Raw genomic sequence first — 17168 nt, forward strand, 5'->3', positions numbered from 1 at the left:
AATGATCTTTGAGCTGCTTCACGGTTTGTCGACGCCGAAGACGTCAGGATTAGGCAGGATAGGGAACGCGGCGATCGACTGAACCACCTCCGTAAATCACACTCTAGGCAACGGATCAATCGCGATTCGATTGCATGACGGGGCCACAGGGATTGGACGATCCGAGAGATACAGCAGCAGCGGTTCGCGCGGCCTTGCGGGACGATGTCGAGGACCTTCCTCCGGCCCCTGCCGCTGCCGTCAAGCTGTTGCGTCTGACGCGGGACGAGGGTGGCGACGTTTCGATTATCGCGCACCTGATCGAGACCGAGCCGGCACTGGCCGCAAAGGTGCTGAAGATCGTCAACTCGGCCTATTACGGTTTTCCGCGCAATATCCAATCGATCCATCGCGCCGTCACGCTCTTGGGGCTCTCCGCCGTGCGTCGGGCGGCCGTCCAGGTGCTCTTCTTCGACAGTATGGTGAGGCGTGGCGGCAAGGGCGCGTTCGATCGGCTCTTCTTCTGGCAGCATAGCCTGCTGGTCGCCATTCTCAGCCGGGGTCTGGGCGAGTGGCTCGGTCATCCGGATCCGGATTCGCTCTATGCGGCCGGTCTGCTGCACGATCTTGGCAAGGCGATCCTCGAATCCCAGGGGCGCATCCGATATAGCGATTTCCTGACCGCGTCCGTCAATAGCGGCAATCCGACGATCGAGGACGAGCGCACCTTCTTCGGCGTCTCGCACGATCTGGTCGGAGCCCTGGTGTGCGAGCGCTGGGGGCTGCCGGAGATGGTCTGTCGCGTTCAGGCCATGCATCACGCGCCCGACCTTTCCGAAGCCCCGACCCAGGAGGCGGCCCGGGAGGTGGCGATCGTGGCCATGGCCGATTTCATCGCCTGGACTCAGGGTATTGGCTCGGTCGATACCTTGAGCGGTCCACCACTGGCCTCGGACGTATTGGATCTGGTGCCTCTGGATCAGATCGATCTCGCGACCTTGCTGGAGGCGGCCGACGCCGAGATCACCGAGATCGGCGGCTTCTACGGTCTGGAATTCCCGACTTCGATGCAGTTGCGCGCAAGGATGGTCGGCACGGCCATCAGTCTGCGTCGGACCGCGCCGCTAGAGATCGGCCAAGCGCGATCCGAGCTGCGGGCGAGTTACACCCTGCCGCATCACAGTTTGGATCCGGACGAGTTCATTCCCAGCACCCTGGAGGCGTTGCGGGAGGAGTTCGGGATCGGATCTCTGCTGATGATGCAGATCGAGCCCAAACGACGCAGTCTGGTGGCGACCCATACCTGGCCCGAAATCGCGCCCGGTGCCTACTCTCGGTTGCGTCTTGAGCTTCCGATCGACACATTGTCCGGCGACCTGGTGCGCTGTCTTCGTGAGCGTCGACCGACGCTCGTCGGTCCGTCGGCCGAGAACGACGTCGTGTTGGCTGCACTCGGGGTGACTGTGGCCGCCGCCGTCCCCGTCCTGAATAACGGTCGTCTGCTGGGGGTTCTCTGGTTGGTCAATGGCCCTGGAGCCTCGTCTTTCGACGTTGGATTGTTACTGGAGGTTCAGCGCGTTGCCAGCGAGTTGGGGATTGCCCTGGATCGCAGTCGCGTTTTCGCCCTGGAGCGGGCCAGGGCCGAGATCGACGCGCTGACCCGTCTTTCCAACCGCGCGGCCATCGATCGGTTCCTGGATCAGGTGTTTCGCCAGTCGACCGAGTCCGGTCTTCGTTTTGCTGTGGGGCTGGTGGATGTGGATCGTTTCAAGGGCTTCAACGACACCTTCGGGCACCTGGCTGGGGACGATGTCCTGCGTATCGTGGCCGACAGTCTGCGTGGCATGACGCGTCCGAGGGATTTCATCGGTCGCTATGGCGGCGAGGAGTTTCTTTTCGTCCTGGTCGATTGCGATGCTCCTGGTGCCTTGAGCTATGCCGAGCGCATCCGGGCGGGGGTCGAGCAGCGCGGCCAGCTGCTTCTCGAACGTTTCCCTGGACATCCTCTGACCGTGAGCGTTGGCGTCGCGCTCTGTGACGGCAGGGGCGCAGATCCGGCTCAGGTCGTGGGCACCGCCGACCGCGCACTCTATCGCGCCAAGTCAGATGGACGTAATCGGGTCGTGCCGGCTTGGATACTGGGCGATTCTTCTGCTGTTTCCCCTGCCTGAGCCGGAGCCTCTGTCCTAAAACGGGCCGTTGAACTGCACCGTCAGGCGTTCGAACCCGAATCGGGCTTCAGATGTGCCGGACGAATTCCGAGCGCCAGTAGGGCGATCGCGTAGAGCATGCCGCCGGCGAGAATCCAGACGAAGAGATGTGCGATCCGCGTCCAGTTGTCCATCGCGATCCAGTCGGCGGTCGTGCCCGTGCCGAGGATGAGCGTGAGTCCCATGACGAGACTCGCGAGCGCTCCCTTGAACAGCAGGGCCGGCCATTCGGGGCGCGGCCATAGGATTCGCGATCTCATGAGCCCCTGGAGTAGCAAGCCGGCGTTGACCGTGGCCGCGACCGTGGTGCCGATGGCGAGGCCGGCATGCCCAAGCGGATACATGAGGGCCAGGCTGACGCCGATGTCCACCGCCAGCGCGATGGCGGCGATTCGCACCGGCGCGCGGGTGTCGTGGCGGGCATAGTAGCCGGGTGCCAGGACCTTGATCGCCATGAAACCGACGATTCCGGGCGCGTAGGCCATGAGGCTGTGGCTGGCCATGACGACATCATGGGCATCGAACTCGGACGAATGGAAGAGCGTGGCCATGAGCGGGCCCGAGAGCACCAGTAGACCGATGGCAGCCGGCAATCCCAGCAGCAGGACCCAGCGCAGCGCCCAGTCGAGCGTCGCCGAGAAATCGGCAGGATCCTTGTCGGCATGGCGTTGCGACAGTCGCGGCAGGATGACGGTCCCGAGGGCGACGGCGAGGATGCCGAGCGGAAACTCCATCAGGCGGTCGGAATAGTAGAGCCAGGAGATGCTGCCGGTGGCCAGCAGCGAGGCCAGCAGGGTATCGAGCAGCAGGCTGATCTGGGCGACCGAGACCCCGAAAATGGCCGGTCCCATGGTGCGGATGACGCGCCTGACGCCTGGGTCGCGGGCGTTGAAGCGCGGTCGTGGCAGCAGTCCGAGCTGACGCAGGAAGGGTAGCTGAACGGCGAGCTGGGCGATGCCGGCGATCAGTACGCCCAGCGCCAGCGCGACGATCGGCTGCTCCAGATGCGGGGCGAGCCAGATGGCGCAGCCGATGAGGCTGATGTTGAGGATGACCGGGGTGAGGGCGGGAACGCCGAAGCGCTCGTAGGTGTTGAGGATGCCGCCCGCGAGCGCCGTCAGCGAAATGAACAGCAGATAGGGGAAGGTGATCCGCAGCATCTCGACGGTCAGTTCGCGCTGGCCGGCGTCCGGGGCGAATCCCGGGGCGAACACCAGCACCAGCACGGGTGCGCCCAGGACGCCGAGCAGGGTGATGAACGCCAGTCCGGCGCCGAGTGTGCCGGCCATGTCGTCGACGAATCCCTTGAGCGCGGTGAATCCGCGCTGTTGGCGGTATTCGTTGAGCACGGGGACGAAGGCCATGGAGAAGGCGCCCTCGGCGAAGAGACGGCGCATGAAGTTGGGGATTCTGAAGGCGACGAAGAAGGCGTCGGTTGCGGCATCGGCCCCGAAGAGCCGGGCCAAGATCAGGTCGCGGGTGAATCCCAGGATGCGCGAAATCAGTGTGCTGCTGCCAACCTTGGCGAGCGATGCGGCGAGTGAGGCCACGCGGCGGCTCCGAAAAAGGCGCGATTATAGGGCCTCGGGTACCCCAGTGCGGCGGTTGGCAAGCGTCTCGCGCAGGGCGTGTCTAGGGCGGCACCCTATCGTCGATGCACCGAAGCTGTCGACGTCTGCCATGCGGTGCGTCGGAGGTGGACGCTTGGGTTCGGCAAGTCCGCGCGGATATCCGCTTCCGTTGGCGCGCGACCGATGATGTGGCCGATGTTAGGTCTCGATCCGTGTCGCGGAGCGAGTGGTCCGACGGACGGTGGTGCGGGCTGTGTTATGAGGGGGCTTTGGGTGCGATAAGGGGTTGACAGCTATGGGGGGATCATGAAAAATGGGCGGTCTCGAATTTACCACGCAGATTCAAGCAGCCGGATTCTCAGGAGACCCACTTGGCCAATTCACCACAAGCCCGTAAGCGCGCGCGTCAGGCAGAAGTTCGTCGTCAGCGTAACATGGCGCAGCGTAGCGCGTTGCGCACCTTCATCAAGAAGGTGGTCAAGGCGATCCGGGCGCAAGACAAGGATGCCGCTATCCAAGCCTTCAAGGAGGCTGTGCCTCAGATTGATCGCGCCGCCCGCAAGGGTGTGATTCACGCAAATAAGGCCGCTCGTCACAAGAGCCGTCTGAACGCGCACATCAAGACGATGGCCTGATACGGCGGTTTTCGGGAAGAATTTTGCAGTGACCCAATAGGGACCGTAGAGCTTCCTGAAAAACAAAAAAACCGGCTTAAAGCCGGTTTTTTTGTGCCTGTAAGATCGATGGAATCCGAGGTGTCGGTTCAGGGCGGCGAGCGGAAATCGGATCATTCACCGATTCCGCCTCATGATCATATGGGTTGCGTCTTGTGGCTGGAGCGCGGGCGGTAAGCGAGCCCCAACAGCAGCAGTCCGCAGAGGATCATGGGGGTCGAGAGAATCTGTCCCATGGTGAGCCAGTCGAAGGCGAGATAGCCGATGTGGGCGTCCGGCGTGCGCACGAATTCCAACAGAAAGCGGAAGCTGCCGTAGCAGGTCAGAAAGAGGCCCGAGACCGCCATCATGGGGCGGGGCTTGTGCGAGAAACCCCACAGGATCGCGAACAGTACCAGCCCTTCCAGCGTCGCCTCATAGAGCTGTGAGGCGTGCACGGCCGGGCTCAAGAGGGTGCCGGGAGGCTGGTCCAGGCATTGTCCGGGGAAGTGCTCGCAGGGCAGTCGCATTCCCCAGGGCATCTCGGTGCGGTGTCCCCAGAGTTCTCCGTTGATGAAGTTGCCGATGCGTCCGGCGAACAGACCGGGCGGGACCAGTGGCGCCAGGAAGTCCGCGACCTGGAAGAAGCGCATCCCCTGGCGTCGGGCGAAGAGGAACATGGCCACCAGGACGCCGATCAGCCCGCCGTGGAATGACATGCCGCCTTCCCAGACCTTGAGGATGTTGAGCGGGTTGGCGAGGATCTGATCGAAGCCGTAGAAGAGCATGTAGCCCAGGCGTCCGCCAGCGATGGTGCCCAGAATGCAATAGAAGATGAGGTCGTCAAGTTTGTCCGCGTTCCAGGGGGCGCCCATGCGGCCGATGCGCCAGCGCCCGAGCCCCCAGGCCGTGGCGAAGCCGATGAGATACATAAGGCCGTACCAATGGACCTTGAGTGGGCCAATGGCGAGCGCAATGGGGTCGATGTCGGGATAGGTCAGCATGGTTGCGGATGGTATCAGTGGGAGATGATAGGTTTGAACGCGGCGGCCGTTTCTGCAAAGTCGAACTCGGGGAGCTTGGAATAGAGGCGTCCTGAGAATTGCCCCGCCCACTGCTGCCCCTTCCCAAGGGGCGCGCGCAGGGTGGAGCCGGGGAGAATCGTGGTCCGAGTCGTCTGGGTCTGGAAACTGGCGACGCCTGTGTAGCCAAAGAGTCCGTAGAAGCCCTCGGCACCCTGATTGCCTTGGGAGCTGAGCAGCGACTCGGTGTCGCTCAGGCCGGGGAGCGGAATATTCTGGCCGAATTTGTAGGGTTCGTCGAAGGCCTCGAAGATATGGATCTGGACGCCATTCTTCCGCGACCAGGCGAACGCATCCGTGAGGAAGGCCGTCGTCAATTCGGGGTTGCAGTAGCGGCGCATGATGGCGAAACCCTCTGGTGTCAGGCGTCGCGCGTCCCGGTCGATATGAGCCGAGAGTTGGGCGGTGGCCGATCCGGCTGCTGGCGTCCTCAGGTTTTTCTGTCCCGAGAGGTTGAATGGGATGCCATCGGTGGGCTGGCCGATCTCTCCGATCATGAGTTCGATGGAACGGCCGTCGGCGAGCTCCGAGAGGGTGTGTGTCAGGCGCGTCCACTGGATGTCGAGTTCACCCGTCTTGGGGGCGAAGAAGGCGTCCCAATTGCCGGTTCGCGCGGCGATGTCCAGTGCCTCGGGGCTGGGGTAGATGTTTTCCATCAGAAAGTCCACTTCCGCGAGGAGATTCTTGACGTCGCGCGTGAATTGCTGAATCGCCGGATCGGTTGACCTTGGATCCAGCGCGCGAAACTGGTTGCCGCGGACCCCGACTCTGAGCCCGAGGCCGGCGAACTCGCCGCCGGGTGCCATCCGAGCCTTGGCGAAGCGCACCATCTCGGTGATCTGCTCGGTCGGGGTCGGCTGACCGGGCGTCTTCGCGGCGATGGTGGCGTATTCGTTGCTGACGATGAGGTGGGTGACCGTGCCGGGGAAGCGGTCGTTGGCAACCTTGGCCTGGGCGAGCGCAGAGAGGATGGCGAAACGCATGCGGTCGTTGATCAGCGTGCCGTAGACGGCGGCGTTCTCGACGCCTTGCTCGATGGTCAGGAGGCGTTTGCCGGCACGGGCGTTGATCTCGGCCGCCGCCAGGGCGATCTGGCCGTTGGCATCTCCGGCGAAGAAGCCTGGGTTGAGTCTAGCGCCCGGGTCTTGTTTGCGAGCTGGCGCGAACAGTCGGAGATGAACCGTATCGAGTTTCAGATCGCGCCCCGGTTCGCCCTGGGTTTGGATCAGGATTCGGCTCGGGTCCGGTTTCACATAGACGGCGGTCGGCGGGAAATGGAAATGGAGTGCGTCGATCGAGCGATTGGTTGTCGTTGGGCCGCCGTCGCCAGGGTGGAAGCGCACCCGGTTATCGGTCCAGACCGGAAGCGTGGCATAGCCTTCGCCGTCGAGTTCGCGCCAGTAGCCGGGTTGAAAGCCAGCTCCGTAGGTTGCCAGCTTGAGCGGTGAGTCTTGGGCGGCTTCGACCAGATAGCTGAGCTGGCGAAAGACCGATGCCTGATTGTCGATCTCTTGTGCCGGTCCGGGTTTCTGCCCGTCGAAAAAGCGGAAGAGGGTGCGGCTCCATTGGGCGTCGGTGGCATCCTCCAATGCCGTCGGGTCGAAGTCGAGCCGACCGCTGGCCTCGACGGATCTGAGTCGACCGTTTTGGGCGAAATAGAGGTCGATCTGCTGCTCGGCGCGCAGGAAGGCGTGCGCTGGATCGGCGATCGAGAGGCCCCCGACATAGGTGTTGAAGGAGGGCGTATAGAAGCGATTGCTGGCGTAGGGATTATCCGGGGTCTGACTCCATTGGCCGACATAGGGCTGATAGGCGAGACCCATTCGCGGCGTTTCCGCCCAGGCTGGGGTGATGCATCCGATCCAGGCGAGCAGAACGGCGATGCCGCGATGCCTGGCGGCTGCGACCCTCGGTTGCGCGAAGACTGCTGTCATCGGCGGCCTGCTCCCTTGTTGCCTTTGTCGGGGTTGCGTAACAACACATAGACGGCACCGGTGCCGCCGTCGCGCTGGGGCGTCGAGCAGAAGGCCAGCACCTGGTCGTAGAGCCGCAGCCAGTAGTTGATTTTGCCCTTGAGCACGGGTTGACGACCCGAAGACCGATGTCCCTTGCCGTGGATGATCCGTGCGCAGCGCACGCGGCGGTGCCGGCATTCGGCCAGAAATTCGCCGAGCAGCTGTCGGGCGTGCTCGGACTGGAGGCCGTGCATGTCGACTTCCAGACCGACCTCGATCGCGCCGCGTTGAAGGTCGGCGAGCAGGCGTCGCTGAATTCCGGGCCGCGCGAACAGCAGATACTCGGGCGTCTCGATCTCCGATTCCGACAGGCCGGCGACGCCATCCTCGTCGGGAAGCGCGGGCTCGCGCGGACGTGGCCGGGGTGGCGGCTTCTGGCGGTAAGGCTCGGCGGTTTCCAGCGTCAGGCGCGAGACATCCTGCATCTCACCGAGAAACAATTCCAGCTCGGATTCTTGGATCTGTTTCTTCATGTCCTGGTGCGAGATGGAGGCTCGGGTGATGGCGGGGGCAGGGCGCGCGTGGCGGCCAGTATATCAGCCTGTATCGGGTCTTGAGTCCTGTGCCGCTCGTCGAGTCGTGGGCGTTTTCGCATAAGACGCCCTCGGGTGATCGAGGTTCAATCGGGGGGCGATGCCGCGTTTCAGGGCGCGCGGGCGTCTGGGTTTGATGGGCGGCTCGCGGGCTGGGCTCCGAGTGTCGCGGCGAGGGTGTCGGTCGCCATGCTTTTGGGTATGATCTCAGTGCTTCACCGTCGCGGTGATCGGGGTGGCCGGTTCCCGGCATCCCTGTCATCGGATCAGGATGTGCTCGGCTCCCCGGGTCACCCGTATGTCTTCAGCGATCCAAGCGCTAGCCACAAGGGGCAACCGTAACTTCATGAAGATCCTCGTCAGCAACGACGATGGCTATCAGTCGCCAGGATTGATTGCCCTCGCCGACGCGCTCGGTCAATTGGGTGAGGTGCTGGTCGTGGCGCCCGAACGCGACCGAAGCGGCGCCAGCAATTCGCTCACCCTGGAGTTTCCGCTGCGGGCCAAGCGCATGGCCAATGGCTATATCCGTGTCGATGGGACCCCGACCGACTGTGTGCATCTGGCGCTCACCGGTTTGGCCGAGTCCGACCCGGATATCGTGGTTTCGGGCATCAATCATGGTCCCAATCTGGGCGACGATGTGCTTTATTCGGGTACGGTTGCGGCGGCGACCGAGGGTCGCTTTCTGGGTTTGCCCTCGATAGCCGTGTCGATCGCGGCCTACGAGCCGCTCTATTTGGAAACGGCAGCGCGCGTGGCCGTCGAATTGGTGTCGCGACTGCGCGAGTCGCCGCTCGAATCGAGCATCATCCTGAATGTGAACGTGCCGGATTGCCCCTATGCCGAACTCGCGGGATTCAAGGCGACTCGACTCGGCCATCGGCACAAGGCTGAGCCGGTGATCGCTGCTCAGGATCCTAGGGGCCGGGCCATCTATTGGGTCGGACCCGCCGGCCCCGAGCAAGACGCGGGACCGGATACCGATTTCCATGCCATTCGCAACGGATACGTCTCCATCACGCCCCTGCAGGTGGATCTGACGCGACACTCCGCGCTCGAATCGCTTGGATGCTGGCTGGCAACATGCAATTGATGGCGGATCCGGTCGACTCGGGAATCGGCATGACCTCGCGTCGTACGCGTGAGCGTCTGATTCAACGTCTATCGGATGCCGGAATCCAGTCGCAAGAGGTCCTGCAGGTGATGCGCCATCTGCCGCGTCATCTGTTCGTCGACGAGGCATTGGCCAGTCGCGCCTACGAAGATTCGGCCCTGCCGATCGGTCGCGGCCAGACCATCTCGCAGCCCTATACGGTTGCGCTCATGACGCAGGCGCTGTTCGAGCACTGTCGACCGGATACGGTGCTGGAGGTTGGAACCGGGTCCGGTTTTCAGACGGCGGTGCTTGCGTCTCTGGTGCGGCGGGTCTACAGCGTCGAACGGGTGTGCGAGCTGCTCGAACGCGCCCAGCAGCGGCTCGGAAGTCTCAAGATGCGCAACATCCGTTTTCGCCATGGCGACGGGGCCGAGGGTTGGCGCGAGTACGCACCCTTTCAGGGAATCATGGTGACGGCCGCGCCGCGCGGCGTTCCCCGGATGCTCGCCGAACAGCTCGCGCCCGGAGGGGCGATGGTGATGCCGGTCGGTGAGGGGGGGCAGCAGATGCTGGTGCGGGTGGTTCGTGGCGCCGATGGGTTCGAGCAAGAGATATTGGATTCGGTCAGTTTCGTTCCCTTGTTGACCGGGGTCGCTTGATGGTGTGATGCGGGCGAATTGCGCGCCGCCCGGTGAGCGCCTGTCATGCGGGAGAAGGCATGCTGGAGAAAGACCTGGATTCGACGCTCGATTCGATCTTGTTCCGACCGTTTCGGCCCCCATCTTGGTGGACAAGCCGTGGTTGGATTGCTGTATTGGCCGTTGTATCAATGCTGGTGGCCGTGCTCGTCGTCGAGGGCTGCGCCTCCAACAGGCCGGCTCCGGTCTACGGCTGGAACTGGGAGGGGCCGGCGCCGGATGGTTTCTATCTCGTGCGGCGAGGCGACAGTTTGAGCGTGGTCGCGGAGCGGCTTGGGATCAGCTCGCGCAGGCTTGCGAAGTGGAATCGTCTAAAGCCTCCGTACACCATTTATGCGGACACCCTGCTGAGAACTGCGCCTCCTGGAAAGACGCCCGCGCGTCGTCCGGCGTCCACTGTTGCGTCGAGGGCGACGCCAACACCGTCGACATCTCGTCGATCGGTGTCTTCTCAAGGGCTGAGTCGGACCAAGAAACGCGCCGGCCGCGAAGGTGCCGGAAGTCGTCGCGCCCCTTCGGGAGTGGACTGGTTCTGGCCGCTGAATGGCCCCTTGGTTCAGACCTTCAGGGAGGGTGATCGCACGCATTCGGGAATCCGTATCGGCGGCTCTCCTGGGGATGTCGTACGGGCTTCGGCGGACGGCCAAGTGGCCTATAGCGGTGGTGGACTCAAGGGTTATGGCAACCTTATCATCATCAAACATAACGATAAGTATTTGAGCGCCTATGGCTTCAATCGCCGGCTGCTGGTGGTGGAGGGGGATCGCGTCAAACGTGGGCAGGCGGTGGCAGAGGTTGGACAGGGGGCCGAGGGTCAATACCTGTTGCACTTTGAGGTTCGCCGCAATGGAACGGCTGTCGACCCCGTACTCTACCTGCCGCAGCGCGACTGAGCTGACCGGCATAATGGAGAGAGAGGGATTATGCCCATCGCTAAAGATCGCGAGGTCAACGAACGTTCGGCAGAGATCGACAGCGAGTCTTTGCTCTTGCTTCGCGAGGACTCGGATCCGATCGAGACGGAGGATGCCGAGGAGGTCGATTCGGCGAGCAGCGAGCCGGTCGATGACAAGGATGAGAGCGAGATTCCGACCGAGCGGTATGCCTCTGGCGAGAGCGATTTCGACGCGACACGTCTCTATCTCAATGAGATCGGTGAATCCAAGCTTCTGAGCGCCGAGGAGGAGGTCTACTTCTCTCGTCTGGCACAGTCGGGCGACAATGCCGCCCGTCAGCGCATGATCGTCAGCAATCTGCGGCTGGTCGTGAAGATTGCGCGGCGCTATCTCAACCGCGGGTTGCCGCTGCTCGATCTGATCGAGGAGGGCAACCTGGGCCTGATTCGGGCGGTGGAGAAGTTCGATCCGGAGCGCGGTTTCCGTTTCTCGACCTACGCTACCTGGTGGATCCGCCAGACCATCGAGCGGGCCATCATGAATCAGACGCGCACGGTTCGTCTGCCCATCCATGTCGTCAAGGAAATCAACGTCTATCTCAAGGCCGCGCGCAAGCTTGCCCAGCAACTCGATCACGAGCCCACGACCGAGGATATCGCGGGTCTGCTCGATAAGCCGATCAGTGACGTCAAGCGAATGCTCGGACTGAACGAGCGCATTGCCTCGGTCGATACGCCTTACAGCAAGGACGCCGACAAACCTCTCGTCGATATGCTGCAGGACGAGGCGGCCAACGATCCCTCGGACCGCATTCAGGACAACGACATTCAAACCAACCTCGAGCATTGGTTGGGTAAGCTGAATGGCAAGCAGCGCGAGGTCGTCGAGCGGCGTTTCGGCCTGCACGGCTACGAATACTCGACGCTCGAAAGCGTGGCTCAGGAACTCGGCGTCACCCGCGAGCGTGTGCGTCAGATCCAAATGGATGCGTTGAGACGCTTGCGCGATATCCTGGAAAAAGAGGGGTTTTCGGTCGATTCGTTCTTCAAGTGAGCGATCGGCTCTGTCTTTGACGATGCCTGACTTGATCTCGCTCAAGTAGTCTGCACATATCCGATATTTCCCGCTGATGTGGTGTTCGTCCTCGGTTAGGGACGGCTGTGTCAATAGTCCGCATCGAAAGAGTGCCTGTAACGCGCTTGGTGTTGACGCTGTGTCAGGGTTCCCGTGATATGGGCTCCTCGGAGCCCAAGGACCGAGGCATGCAGTCTTGCGGCTGGATGGCCTCGAAAACGTCGTCGTTTCCCCGTGTTTCCTTGGGAGGGGTCTATGCAAGCCAGTCTGGAGCAGAAGTACAATTTCGAGATTGTACGCTGGTTCACTGTGATGGCCGTGGTCTACCTGGTGGTGGGCGCGGCGGTCGGGGTCTACATCGCGTCGGAGCTGGCCTGGCCGTTCCTGAATTTCGATAGCCCTTACATCTCCTTCGGGCGTCTGCGCCCAGTCCATACCAATGCCGTCATCTTCGCCTTCGGCGGCTGTACCCTCATGGCGACTGCCTTCTACACCGTGCAGCGGACCTGTGGGGTACGGCTGTGGAGCGACAAATGGGCGCGCTTCACCTTCTGGGGCTGGAACGCGGTCATCGTTCTCGCGGTGCTGACGCTTCCGTTCGGACTCACCCAGTCCAAGGAATACGCCGAGTTGGAGTGGCCGATCGACATCCTGATCGCGGTCGTCTGGCTTTCCTTCACCATCAATTTCATCATGACCATCGCCATCCGTAAGACCTCGCACATCTATGTGTCGAATTGGTTCTTCCTCGGGATGATGGTGATGATCGTCTATCTGCACGTCGTCAATAGCCTTGCGATTCCGGTCGGACTCTTTAAGTCCTATTCGATCTTCTCCGGTGTGCAGGACGCCATGATCCAGTGGTGGTGGGGACACAACGCGGTTGGCTTCTACCTGACCGCCGGCTTCCTGGGAATCATGTATTACTTCGTGCCCAAGCAGGCGGGGCGCCCCATCTATTCCTATCGTCTGTCGGTCATCCATTTCTGGGCGCTCATGTTCGGTTATGTCTGGCTCGGTGCGCACCATCTTCAGTACACCGCGCTTCCTGACTGGACCGGTTCGCTCGGGGCGGCCGTCTCCATTGCCATGATCATCCCCTCCTGGGGCGGTGCGGTGAACGGTATGATGACGCTGTCCGGGGCCTGGGACCGCCTGCGCACCGACTATGTGCTGCGCTTCCTCATCATCGCCTTGGCCTTCTACGCCATGTCGACCTTCGAGGGACCGGTCATGGCGCTCAAGACCGTCAACGCGCTGTCGCATTACACGGACTGGACAATCGGTCACGTCCATTCGGGTGCCTTGGGCTGGGTAGCCGGCATTTCGATCGGTGCCATCTATCATCTGATGACGCGTCTCTATCACACAGAGATGTTCTCGGTGCGACTCATCAATTTCCATTTTTGGACCGCGACCATCGGTACCGTTATCTACATCGTGGCCATGTGGGTGTCGGGGATCATGCAGGGTCTCATGTGGCGGGCCTATGACGAATACGGCACCCTGGCTTACACCTTCGTCGAATCGGTTGACGCCATGCATCCCTACTATGCGATGCGCGCGATCGGCGGAATGATCTTCTTGCTGGGCGCCGTCGTGATGCTCTTCAACGTGCTCATGACCATCCGTAAATCCGTCGTTTCGGGCAGCCTGGACAAGGCCCGAGCCGTTCCTGTCGCCGCCTGATCCGCAAGGAGTCGTAGCCATGTCTGACGCAAAGGTGAAGCCAAAGTCTTTCCAGGAATGGATGGAAGTCAACATCTGGGCCCTTTTGATCGTTCTCGGGTTCGTGCTCTCCATCGGTGGGCTGGTCGAGATCGTGCCGCTCTTCTTCATGAAGAACACCTTGGAGCACACCAAGTTCCCCGAGATCGTCTGGGGCAAGTCCGGCAAGGAGCCGATCGTTGCAATCGATGAGGCGGGAAAGACCCAATGGAACTGGCAAACGGGGGATGGTGTGCGCCCCTATACGGCGGTGGAACTGGCCGGGCGCGACATCTTTCAGCGCGAGGGCTGCTATCTCTGTCACTCGCAGATGATTCGCCCCTTCCGCGACGAGAAGGAGCGCTATGGCCATTATTCGCTCGCCTCCGAATCGCTATTCGACCATCCGTTCCAATGGGGCTCCAAGCGCACGGGGCCTGATCTGGCGCGGGTCGGTGGCAAATATTCGGACGAATGGCACCGCCAACATCTCCGTGACCCACGTGCGCTGGTTCCGGAATCCGTGATGCCGGGCTATCCGTGGCTCGATCACTCTTACGTCAATGGAAAGAGTATCAGGCGCCATATGAAGGGGCTGCGTCTGGTTGGTGTGCCTTACGCCGATGCCGACATCGAGGCCGCTCCGGCCTTGCTCGACGGCAAGACCGAGATGGACGCGCTCGTCGCCTATCTCCAAGTCTTGGGCACCATGGTCAAGCTCGATGATTCGAAGGCCTACCGTGAATAGTCTGGTTAGCTACTTCGAAACCGACTGGCAGGCGATGACGCTCAACGACTGGGTCGGCACCATTCTGACGGTTGTTATCTTCCTGCTCATGCTCGTGGCCTATTTTCAGGTCTTTCGTCCGAAGAATCGGGAGCGGCTCGAATCCAAGAAGCACATCCTGTTCGACGAGGACCGCGAGAACAACGGAGACAACGATGGCGGACCATAATCCCTTTCCGGGCGAAAACAACACGGGGCACGTCTGGGACGACAATCTGCGCGAGCTCAAGAACTTGCCTCCGCGCTGGTGGATGATCGGGCTCTGGGCCTCGATTCTCTGGGTCGTCGGTTACACCGTCCTCTACCCTTCCTGGCCGGTCGGGCAGGAGCCGACGCAGGGCATTCTGGGCTGGACTCAGATGAAGGAGTACAAGCGGGGCCTGGAGCAGGTCGCGGCCAAGCGTGCCGAGTTCGAGGACAAGATCCAGGGCATGACCGCCGACGAGATCATCGCCGATCCCGGTCTGACCCAATATACCCTGGCCTCGGCCAAGGTGCTCTTCGGCGACAACTGTTCTGCCTGCCATGGCAGCGGTGGGCAGGGCAATCCGGGCTATCCGGTGCTTGCCGACGACGATTGGCTCTATGGCGGTACCACAACCAAGATCGCCCAGACCATCAGCGGAGGTCGTCAGGGTGCGATGACGGCGCATCAGAACATCCTTAAACCGGAGGAGGTGGATACGCTTGCCCACTGGGTGGTGCAGATGAACGAGACTGCCGGGAAGGGCGGTAGCGAAGCGGGATGGGCCTTGTTCAAGACCAAGGGCTGTACCGCCTGTCATGGCCAGACGGCGAACGGCGTCTTGGCCGAGTTGCCCAATGGCGATGTGGTCACCGTGGGCGCCGCCAATCTCACCGATGGTATCTGGCGCTTCGAGCCGGGCGGCTTCGAGAGTGCCAAGCACACCATCCTATATGGTGTGAATCAGCATGGGGTACCCGAGACCCGCAATGCGGTGATGCCTGCGTTCGCCGACGCCGGCAAGCTCACCGATGAGGAAATCAAAAAGCTCGTCGTTTATGTCCATGAACTCGGTGGGGGACAATGATTTCCGGCGGTTGAGCTGTATTGATCTCGTTTCGTCGTGGGGCGGCTCATCGCTCGCCCCAGCTCGACAGGGTTCGGCATGACAGCATGCGCGAGGAGGGGAGATGATGGGCGGATTCTTGACTTGGGACCTGGTGACCCTAATGTCCATTGCGGGTGTCTTGGTGGCCATCGGGATCGTTGTCTTCCTCGGCTTCAAGGTCGTCGAGTTGATGAATCGCGACGCGGATTCTCATCGCGACCAAGACGGATGATTCGAGGCGAGATCCGAAACGACTCATGGTGTCGCTGGGGGGATGCTCGAATCCCCCTTTTTTTGTCCCCGTACGGTTTGAGAGTCAGGTCTGTCTGAACCCGTTGATCCAGCAGTGGAGCAGTTCAAGTCGATGCGTAACCAAGATGCCTCCCCCCCGTCCGTTGTCGACGCGCTCTATCGCGAGGCGGACGATTGGCATGTCAACGCCGGCGGAGAGACGATCCATGCCAAGCGTCTTTCGGGACCCTGGCGTCGCTTCAAATGGCTCATGGCCTCGGTGTGGTTGATCTACTTCCTTGGTCCCTATCTGCGCTGGAACGGCCAACAGGCCGTGCTGTTCGACATCCCGAATCGGCAATACCACCTCTTTTCCACGACGGTCCTGCCTCAGGACTTCTGGATGCTGTCGCTGTTGTTGCTCTTCTTTGCGATCCTGCTCGCGGTCGTCACCGCCTTGGTTGGGCGGGCTTGGTGCGGCTTTTTCTGCTTCCAGACGGTGTGGACGGATGTGTTTACCTGGATCGAGGAGCGCCTTGAAGGGTCTCCTGTGGCTCGGCGCACGCTCGACAAGGCGCCGATGACCCTCGGCAAGCTGCGGATCAAGGCGATCAAGCATGGCCTTTGGATCCTCATCGGCTTTCTGACCGGCTTCAGTTTCGTCGCCTGGTTCACCGACGCCTTCGTGCTCTGGCGAACCTTTTTCGTCGGCGAGGCGAATGGCGCGGCCTATGCCACGGTGGCGCTTTTCACCGCTGGAACCTACGTGTTGGCGGGCTTTCTGCGCGAGCAGACCTGTTTTTGGCTCTGTCCCTATGCGCGCATCCAGGGGGTGATGCTCGATAGGACGACCATTGTTCCCGCCTACGACGAGCAGCGCGGGGAGCCGAGGGGACGGGTCCGGCGCGCCGAAGAGGCAAAGGCCATTGGGGATTGCGTCGATTGCAACCAGTGCGTTGCGGTCTGTCCGACGGGGATCGACATTCGACAGGGGCAGCAGGAGGGGTGCATCACCTGTGCGCTCTGTATCGATGCCTGCAATCACGTCATGGACAAGGTCGGGCGTCCGCGCGGCCTGATCCGTTATACCTCGCTCGACGAGTTGGAGGGGCATTCGACCAAACCCCTGCTGCTTCGGGCGCGGGTCTGGGTCTATTCCGGCATTCTGGCGCTGGCGCTTGGCGGGATTCTTTATGGTTTGACCTCGCTCGCACCCATCGAGCTCAAGGTGCTGCATGAGCGCGCGCCGCTTTTTGTGCTGCAGAGCGACGGTTCGATCCAGAATGCCTACACGCTCAAGGTGCTCAACAAGACTCCTGAGCCGATTGCGGTCACCATCAGCGTATCGGGTCATGATCAGATGACACTCGTGGGCGCAGACACGCCGGTCATGGCCGATCCCGGAAACGTCACGCCGGCCAGGCTGTTCGTCAAAATTCCGCGCCGGGACTTGGCGGAGGTGCAGCAGCCCATCGTTTTCCATGCCGAGACGCGACTTCCTTCCGGACAGACGATCGAGACCGAACGCGAGAGCGTCTTCATCGGTCCGAATCGCTGATT

Annotated in this window: 16 protein-coding genes; 12 read left to right on the forward strand and 4 right to left on the reverse strand. The window is 61.8% G+C overall.

Translation table 11 applies throughout. The features are described 5' to 3' along the window. Nucleotides 1-134: 134 nt before the first annotated feature. Complete coding sequence (locus THIDRDRAFT_RS13225) at nucleotides 135-2150, forward strand: sensor domain-containing diguanylate cyclase (protein WP_007041361.1); 2016 nt, start codon at nucleotides 135-137, stop codon at nucleotides 2148-2150. 41 nt (nucleotides 2151-2191) lie between these two features. Here the strand turns inward: THIDRDRAFT_RS13225 and murJ are convergent, their stop codons facing one another. Then, a complete protein-coding gene (gene murJ / locus THIDRDRAFT_RS13230) occupies nucleotides 2192-3739 on the reverse strand; it encodes a murein biosynthesis integral membrane protein MurJ (RefSeq protein WP_007041362.1) in 1548 nt (515 codons plus the stop codon). Between the two features lie 392 nt (nucleotides 3740-4131). Here murJ and rpsT point away from each other — a divergent pair, with 392 nt between their 5' ends. After that, nucleotides 4132-4395, forward strand: a complete 264-nt coding sequence (rpsT, locus tag THIDRDRAFT_RS13235; RefSeq protein ID WP_007041363.1) for a 30S ribosomal protein S20 — start codon at nucleotides 4132-4134, stop codon at nucleotides 4393-4395. Nucleotides 4396-4571: 176 nt separating this feature from the next. On the opposite strand, the gene lgt is transcribed toward rpsT, so the two are convergent. The 3 genes from lgt to THIDRDRAFT_RS13250 are packed head-to-tail and all read right to left on the reverse strand — an operon-like array spanning nucleotide 4572 to nucleotide 7983. Next, nucleotides 4572-5417, reverse strand: coding sequence for a prolipoprotein diacylglyceryl transferase (gene lgt, locus THIDRDRAFT_RS13240; RefSeq protein ID WP_007041364.1), 846 nt, complete (start codon nucleotides 5415-5417; stop codon nucleotides 4572-4574). Nucleotides 5418-5431: 14 nt separating this feature from the next. Next, nucleotides 5432-7429, reverse strand: a complete 1998-nt coding sequence (locus THIDRDRAFT_RS13245; RefSeq protein ID WP_007041365.1) for a glycoside hydrolase family 17 protein — start codon at nucleotides 7427-7429, stop codon at nucleotides 5432-5434. Beyond that, nucleotides 7426-7983 (reverse strand): Smr/MutS family protein, encoded by a 558-nt coding sequence (locus THIDRDRAFT_RS13250; RefSeq protein ID WP_007041366.1) that lies wholly within the window; start codon nucleotides 7981-7983, stop codon nucleotides 7426-7428. The genes THIDRDRAFT_RS13245 and THIDRDRAFT_RS13250 overlap by 4 nt, the downstream gene beginning before the upstream one ends. Nucleotides 7984-8389: 406 nt before the next feature. Between THIDRDRAFT_RS13250 and surE the strand changes: the two genes are divergently transcribed. The 10 genes from surE to ccoG all read left to right on the forward strand — a co-directional run bounded on the left by surE (nucleotide 8390) and on the right by ccoG (nucleotide 17166). Next, nucleotides 8390-9139, forward strand: a complete 750-nt coding sequence (surE, locus tag THIDRDRAFT_RS13260) for a 5'/3'-nucleotidase SurE (protein WP_040844838.1) — start codon at nucleotides 8390-8392, stop codon at nucleotides 9137-9139. Further along, nucleotides 9115-9801, forward strand: a complete 687-nt coding sequence (locus THIDRDRAFT_RS13265) for a protein-L-isoaspartate(D-aspartate) O-methyltransferase (protein WP_007041368.1) — start codon at nucleotides 9115-9117, stop codon at nucleotides 9799-9801. The genes surE and THIDRDRAFT_RS13265 overlap by 25 nt, the downstream gene beginning before the upstream one ends. 59 nt (nucleotides 9802-9860) lie before the next feature. Further along, nucleotides 9861-10733 (forward strand): peptidoglycan DD-metalloendopeptidase family protein, encoded by an 873-nt coding sequence (locus THIDRDRAFT_RS13270; RefSeq protein ID WP_007041369.1) that lies wholly within the window; start codon nucleotides 9861-9863, stop codon nucleotides 10731-10733. Nucleotides 10734-10763: 30 nt separating this feature from the next. Then, nucleotides 10764-11789 carry an RNA polymerase sigma factor RpoS gene (gene rpoS / locus THIDRDRAFT_RS13275; protein ID WP_007041370.1) on the forward strand — a complete coding sequence of 342 codons (1026 nt, stop codon included), beginning with the start codon at nucleotides 10764-10766 and terminating at the stop codon, nucleotides 11787-11789. Nucleotides 11790-12065: 276 nt separating this feature from the next. Next, nucleotides 12066-13499 (forward strand): cytochrome-c oxidase, cbb3-type subunit I, encoded by a 1434-nt coding sequence (gene ccoN / locus THIDRDRAFT_RS13280; protein ID WP_007041371.1) that lies wholly within the window; start codon nucleotides 12066-12068, stop codon nucleotides 13497-13499. 19 nt (nucleotides 13500-13518) lie between these two features. Then, entirely contained in the window at nucleotides 13519-14265 is a 747-nt protein-coding gene (ccoO, locus tag THIDRDRAFT_RS13285; protein ID WP_007041372.1) for a cytochrome-c oxidase, cbb3-type subunit II, read from the forward strand. After that, nucleotides 14258-14473 carry a cbb3-type cytochrome c oxidase subunit 3 gene (locus tag THIDRDRAFT_RS13290; protein WP_007041373.1) on the forward strand — a complete coding sequence of 72 codons (216 nt, stop codon included), beginning with the start codon at nucleotides 14258-14260 and terminating at the stop codon, nucleotides 14471-14473. Before ccoO ends, THIDRDRAFT_RS13290 begins: the two co-directional genes overlap by 8 nt. Continuing rightward, the gene (gene ccoP, locus THIDRDRAFT_RS13295) at nucleotides 14460-15356 is read left to right on the forward strand and encodes a cytochrome-c oxidase, cbb3-type subunit III (RefSeq protein ID WP_007041374.1); all 897 of its coding nucleotides are present in this window, start codon (nucleotides 14460-14462) and stop codon (nucleotides 15354-15356) included. The genes THIDRDRAFT_RS13290 and ccoP overlap by 14 nt, the downstream gene beginning before the upstream one ends. Before the next feature lie 106 nt (nucleotides 15357-15462). Next, the gene (locus THIDRDRAFT_RS26385) at nucleotides 15463-15609 is read left to right on the forward strand and encodes a hypothetical protein (protein ID WP_173364692.1); all 147 of its coding nucleotides are present in this window, start codon (nucleotides 15463-15465) and stop codon (nucleotides 15607-15609) included. Nucleotides 15610-15741: 132 nt separating this feature from the next. Then, nucleotides 15742-17166 (forward strand): cytochrome c oxidase accessory protein CcoG, encoded by a 1425-nt coding sequence (ccoG, locus tag THIDRDRAFT_RS13300; RefSeq protein ID WP_007041376.1) that lies wholly within the window; start codon nucleotides 15742-15744, stop codon nucleotides 17164-17166. The last annotated feature ends 2 nt before the right edge of the window (nucleotides 17167-17168 follow it).

The organism is Thiorhodococcus drewsii AZ1 (genome assembly GCF_000224065.1).
Classification (GTDB): domain Bacteria; phylum Pseudomonadota; class Gammaproteobacteria; order Chromatiales; family Chromatiaceae; genus Imhoffiella; species Imhoffiella drewsii.